Genomic DNA, 6,164 nt, shown 5'->3' with positions numbered 1-6,164 from the left:
GTTCCCTCCAACTGGCCTATACATTCAACCAGCGGTCACACACACAACCAAAGCCATGCATGCGGGGTTTCCCCATTCGGACATCCTGGTATCAACGCTCGGTTATCAACTCCACCAGGCTTATCGCAGATTCCCACGTCCTTCATCGGCTCCTATTGCCAAGGCATCCACCGTGCGCCCTTCAAAACTTACCCAACCAACCCCGCAAACGGGACCAGCCGCATAAGCCACAAATTGAGCAAACACAACACCCACACCACAATTGTGATGCAAGATGCTGTCACACAGATACAAACAATCACAAGCCATCACACCAAACCCAAACAGGTCCGGTGTAAAGAACTCTTATATAAAGATGCTCGCGTCCACTATACAGTTACCACAACAACACCCCACCAACACCAGCCACCAGAACACACGTCCCAGCACCAATGCCAGCAGGAAAAATGTTTACACTAGAACACCACCACAACACAAACGTGATGACCGTGGTTGTTCCAAAACCCAACAGTATGCCAAAATCCCTACGTCCACGACCATGACTAGCACCAGCCTCCACATACCAACCACCCCACACAGGGGTGATCAGTCAGTACTACCAGCAACCAACCACAATCACAGACCAAGACCACACCCAACACGGGCATGATAAGTTTGATGTTCCACCCACGCTCACACACCACCAACCATCACAACGACGGTCAGTACCAATAGCATGTGAACTCAATATATCTATGAGATACGTGTTATCTCCTTAGAAAGGAGGTGATCCAGCCGCACCTTCCGGTACGGCTACCTTGTTACGACTTAGTCCCAATCACCGGTCCCACCTTCGACGGCTCCTCCCCACAAAGGGTTAGGCCACCGGCTTCGGGTGTTACCAACTTTCGTGACTTGACGGGCGGTGTGTACAAGGCCCGGGAACGTATTCACCGCAGCGTTGCTGATCTGCGATTACTAGCGACTCCGACTTCATGGGGTCGAGTTGCAGACCCCAATCCGAACTGAGACCGGTTTTATGGGATTAGCTCAACCTCACAGTCTCGCAACCCATTGTGCCGGCCATTGTAGCATGCGTGAAGCCCAAGACATAAGGGGCATGATGATTTGACGTCGTCCCCACCTTCCTCCGAGTTGACCCCGGCAGTCTTCCATGAGTCCCCAACCGAATTGCTGGCAACATAGAATAGGGGTTCCGCTCGTTGCGGGACTTAACCCAACATCTCACGACACGAGCTGACGACAACCATGCACCACCTGTACACCGGCCCCGAAGGGAAACCCTATCTCTAGGGCGATCCAGTGCATGTCAAGCCTTGGTAAGGTTCTTCGCGTTGCATCGAATTAATCCGCATGCTCCGCCGCTTGTGCGGGCCCCCGTCAATTCCTTTGAGTTTTAGCCTTGCGGCCGTACTCCCCAGGCGGGGCACTTAATGCGTTAGCTACGGCGCGGAAAACGTGGAAATGTTCCCCACACCTAGTGCCCAACGTTTACGGCATGGACTACCAGGGTATCTAATCCTGTTCGCTCCCCATGCTTTCGCTCCTCAGCGTCAGTAACAGCCCAGAGACCTGCCTTCGCCATCGGTGTTCCTCCTGATATCTGCGCATTTCACCGCTACACCAGGAATTCCAGTCTCCCCTACTGCACTCTAGCCTGCCCGTACCCACTGCAAACTCGAGGTTAAGCCCCGAGCTTTCACAGCAGACGTGACAAACCGCCTACGAGCTCTTTACGCCCAATAATTCCGGATAACGCTCGCACCCTACGTATTACCGCGGCTGCTGGCACGTAGTTAGCCGGTGCTTCTTCTGAAGGTACCGTCACCCCGAAGGGCTTCGTCCCAACTGAAAGAGGTTTACAACCCGAAGGCCGTCATCCCTCACGCGGCGTCGCTGCATCAGGCTTGCGCCCATTGTGCAATATCCCCCACTGCTGCCTCCCGTAGGAGTCTGGGCCGTGTCTCAGTCCCAGTGTGGCCGGTCACCCTCTCAGGCCGGCTACCCGTCAAAGCCTTGGTAGGCCATTACCCCACCAACAAACTGATAGGCCGCGAGTCCATCCAAAACCGTCAAAAACTTTCAACCAACCACCATGCGATGATCAGTCCTATCCGGTATTAGACCCAGTTTCCCGGGCTTATCCCAGAGTTAAGGGCAGGTTACTCACGTGATACTCACCCGTTCGCCACTCATCCACCCCCAGCAAGCTGGGAGCTTCAGCGTTCGACTTGCATGTGTTAAGCACGCCGCCAGCGTTCATCCTGAGCCAGGATCAAACTCTCCATACAAAAACTATGAAACAATTCAATCAAACAGACCAGGCCGGAAACAGCCCAATCCCTGGCAACACCACAACAATCACACGGAGGTATGACCATCATGGCAACCATTCAAAAAATAAATGGCATCAAACAAACTTGGCACACTATTGAGTTCTCAAACAACCACACCAACCCAACAATAACCCCACAAACAGTGAAGCCACCATCAGACAGTGCAAACAACAAACGATCCACAAGACATCATGAACCACACCAAAACCGGTGCAGACACAACACTAAACCAAACCAGGAAACAAAGTCAAATCGGCTTGAACGGAAAGTAAAAACACCATTACCAGCAAGCAAACCGCTCACAAGCAACAGCAACCAACACTAGCAGACAACCCACCAGCACAGTCAAATCCGAACACCATGACCCTGATCACACACAACCAAACCAGCAAACACCAGTCAAATCATGCAAACACCAACGCTACCACAACAGCAACACCAGCACCAACCAGAACCACCACCAACCTGAAATCACCAACGACTCAGCTCAGCAACCGGACCGAATCAACAGCATATCACAACGTGACACCAACCCGTCAACCCAACCCCGGAACTCTCAGGACCGCTATACAATTTTCAACAAAAACCTTCATGTCACAGCGCTTCACGTCTCCGATCCGCCCTGGGCACGAGAGATAACTATACACACCCCAAACCAGAACGCAAAACCGGGGAAGCGCTTTCATTGCATGTCTTTTTATGTCCGTTTAGTGTGCAATAAATAGGTTATTTACCAAGAAGTCACCAGAGGTTCACCAATATCTGAAAATTTGTGATCGAGGTCTCTAGAAATCTTGTATTTTTGTGCGCCAGTCATTCTTAAACCACAAAGCGGGTGGAGCCCCGAAGAGACTCCACCCGCTTTGACAGGATTGGATCATTGCAAGAGTGTGCGATCCGAAACTGTAGCGTTTTTGATGTTTGCAAATTGAGCTAGAAGATCTTCCACAGTCATGGATGATTTTTCTTCACCCGAAACATCAAGGATGATTTCACCATCATGCATCATGATCAAACGGTTACCCACCTCTAGAGCTTGTCCCATGTTGTGGGTGACCATCAACGTTGTCAGCTTTTGTTCTGCGACAACTTTTTCCGTCAGGTCAGTAACCAACCGTGCTCGCTCGGGATCCAGAGCAGCTGTATGCTCATCGAGCAAGAGAATCTTTGGCTTGGAGAATGTAGCCATCAGCAACGACAGTGCCTGACGTTGACCGCCCGAAAGCAAACCGACTTTTGCACTCAGCCGTTTTTCTAGACCAAGTTCGAGAAGTTCGAGCTCCTCTGCGAAGCGGAGCCGTTTCGCCTTCGTGATTCCAAAGGCCAAACCTCTGCTCATACCGCGTCGTTCAGCCAGGGCCATGTTTTGTTCGATCGTGAGATCAGGTGCTGTTCCTGCCATTGGATCCTGGAAAACTCGACCAACATACTTGGCCCGCTTGAAATCCTTGAGACGCGTGACGTTTCGTCCCGCGATATTCACAGTTCCAGTATCAGGACTGATCTTTCCAGCAACTGTATTGAGCACAGTTGACTTGCCCGCACCATTTGAACCAATCACCGTAACGAAGTCACCGTCGTTGAGGTCGAGATTGATGTTGGATAGTGCAACTCTTTCATTGATCGAGTTGGGAAAGAAAGTCTTATGTACGTTCTTAAGCTCTAACATCAGTGGTCTCCTTATACGCCGAGTTGGACGCGGGGGTCTGAACTGCCTTGGCAGGTTTCCTACGGACCCTCCATCTCGGAATGAGCAAGGCAGCCACCACGATGATTGCTGAAATAAGCCGCATATCGTTCGGGTTAAACCCAACGGCAAGGGCGCCCTGGACTGCAGCGCGATAGATGATGGAACCGAGGATAACGGCGGTAGTCGCCATGAGGACTTCCCGGTTTCGTGTTCCAAAAAGCAGTCGGCCAACAGGAGTGTCTGCGAAACGAGTAACGAAGCGGTTATTGAATATTGCTTGTCCAAGAATGACCGAAGCCAGCCCGATGAGGATCAAACCGATACCCATGGAGATGTCCGACGAGCCTTGTTTTTGAGCGATGAACGCTCCAGCTAAACCTACAAGTCCGTTGGACACGGACAGTCCTACGATTTTCATGGCGTCGGTGGAAACCCCAAATGACCTGACCATCTCTTCATTGTCGCCGGTCGCTTGTAGACCTAGGCCCATATCGGTACCGAGGAACCAATCGAGTAGGAGTTTGACGATCAATACGATTACCGCGAGGACCAAGATGAGTGTCCACCCGGTAATCCCAGCACCACTAAACCATGTGTAGATGGTGTCGGTGCCGAGCAACGGGACGTTAGCCCGGTCCCCCATGATGCGTAGATTGATTGAGTACAGTGCAAGCATCGTCAAGATACCTGCGAGAAGGGGGTTGATCCCACCTTTAGCATGCAGCAATCCGGTAATGATGCCCGCGAGTGCCCCAGCGATAAATGCTGCACCCAAAGCAAGTAATGGATTGGTGTCATAATTGGCAATGAGAATTGCGGATGTTGCCGCACCAGTCGTGAATGACTGATCGACCGTTAGGTCAGGAAAGTTTAAGATGCGGAAGGTCAGATATACGCCGAGAGCCATGATGGCGTATATGAGACCGAGTTCTATTGTCACGGTCATAGCAGACGGACTTACCTTTCAAGAGAGCAACGGGCCTGGCCAGCGTCCGCTGAGCCAGGCCCGTTTTGAGTTTTACAGGTCATGAAGCCCGCGAGGATTATTCGCTGGTTTCTTCGTCTGCTTCGCCTTCTTGGGCGTCCTCATCTTCACCAACGATGTTGGCGTCGGCACTCAGGTCCTCGGGAACTTCAACGCCCATTTGTTCTGCAGCGTCAAGGTTGAAGGTGTATTCCATCGCGGCGTCATCTGCCAATGCCGTTGGGGTGTCAGCGACCTCGGCTTCACCGGTAATGATCGACAGAGCCATTTCACCGGCTTGACGACCATGCTCATAGTAGTTGAGACCGTATGTTCCAACAGTGCCACGTTCTACCGAGTCAGATTCTGCGGCAAACACTGGCACTTGGTTATCGATACCGTAGGAAATGACCGTCTCTAGACCCGAAACCACCGTGTTATCGGTTGGCACGTAGATCGCGTCCACATCCGAGAAGGATTCGACACCCTGGGCAACTTCCGAGGTGTTCGTGACAGCAACTTCTTCAATCTCTATGCCCAAAACATCGGCAGCATCTTTGGCAGCTTCAACTTGGACAACAGAGTTTGACTCGGCAGAAGAATACGGAATACCAATAACTTCGGCGTCTTCAACCACGTCCAGGATCAACTGGAGCTGATCTTCCACCGGGTTCATATCCGACACACCGGTAATATTTTCACCTGGTGTTTCCCAATCAGGAACAAGGCCGGCATCAACCGGGTCAGTGACGGCCGAGAAGATAATTGGTGTCTCGGTGATGGACGTCGCTGCGGCAATAGCTACTGGAGTGGCGATTGGTAGGACTGCGTCAAGATTATCGTCGCCGCCGTAGGTGCCCACGATGTTATTCATGGTTGCCTGGTCCGCCTGAGCATTCTGCTCTTCAACCTCGATGTCGGCATCTGCTTCTTCGAAGACGTCTTTCATGCCCTGGGCCGTTGCGTCCAGGGAAGGGTGGGCAACATACTGAGCGATAGCCACGCTATAACTCTCGTCGCCATTTCCCTCTGCACCACCTTCGTCTGAACCACACGCTGTGAGCAGCAACCCCAGGGCTGCCGCGGTAGCTGAGGTTTTCAGCAGAGTATTCGTTTTCATTATGACTCCAACTTCAATAGGTGTGAGTGATAGATTGTGGCCTACGTTACATTG

3 protein-coding genes and 2 rRNA genes are annotated in these 6,164 nt (G+C 51.9%); all 5 read right to left on the bottom strand.

Annotated features, from left to right (window positions below):
• A 23S ribosomal RNA gene (locus tag G583_RS0107585) occupies positions 1 to 194 on the bottom strand; the annotation flags it as partial.
• A 564-nt stretch (positions 195 to 758) separates the two neighbouring features.
• Positions 759 to 2,291 (bottom strand): 16S ribosomal RNA (locus G583_RS0107580).
• Positions 2,292 to 3,213: 922 nt separating this feature from the next.
• Positions 3,214 to 4,005, bottom strand: coding sequence for an ABC transporter ATP-binding protein (locus tag G583_RS0107570; protein ID WP_022870581.1), 792 nt, complete (start codon positions 4,003 to 4,005; stop codon positions 3,214 to 3,216).
• On the bottom strand, positions 3,992 to 4,972 hold the full coding sequence (locus G583_RS14980) for an ABC transporter permease (RefSeq protein WP_022870580.1): 981 nt from the start codon (positions 4,970 to 4,972) through the stop codon (positions 3,992 to 3,994). The genes G583_RS0107570 and G583_RS14980 overlap by 14 nt, the downstream gene beginning before the upstream one ends.
• Positions 4,973 to 5,069: 97 nt before the next feature.
• The gene (locus G583_RS0107560; RefSeq protein ID WP_022870579.1) at positions 5,070 to 6,110 is read right to left on the bottom strand and encodes an ABC transporter substrate-binding protein; all 1,041 of its coding nucleotides are present in this window, start codon (positions 6,108 to 6,110) and stop codon (positions 5,070 to 5,072) included.
• Positions 6,111 to 6,164: the final 54 nt, after the last annotated feature.

The organism is Yaniella halotolerans DSM 15476, from assembly GCF_000420805.1.
Taxonomy (GTDB): Bacteria; Actinomycetota; Actinomycetes; order Actinomycetales; family Micrococcaceae; genus Yaniella; species Yaniella halotolerans.
Note: the sequence above shows the minus strand (reverse complement) of the source record. Positions and strands in the feature narration are given on the sequence as shown.

Excerpts from the sequence above, each read along its gene's own strand:
- G583_RS0107570 (WP_022870581.1), bottom strand. The coding sequence starts at position 4,005 with ATGTTAGAGCTTAAGAACGTACATAAGACTTTCTTTCCCAACTCGATC.
- G583_RS14980 (WP_022870580.1), bottom strand. The coding sequence starts at position 4,972 with ATGACCGTGACAATAGAACTCGGTCTCATATACGCCATCATGGCTCTC.
- G583_RS0107560 (WP_022870579.1), bottom strand. The coding sequence starts at position 6,110 with ATGAAAACGAATACTCTGCTGAAAACCTCAGCTACCGCGGCAGCCCTG.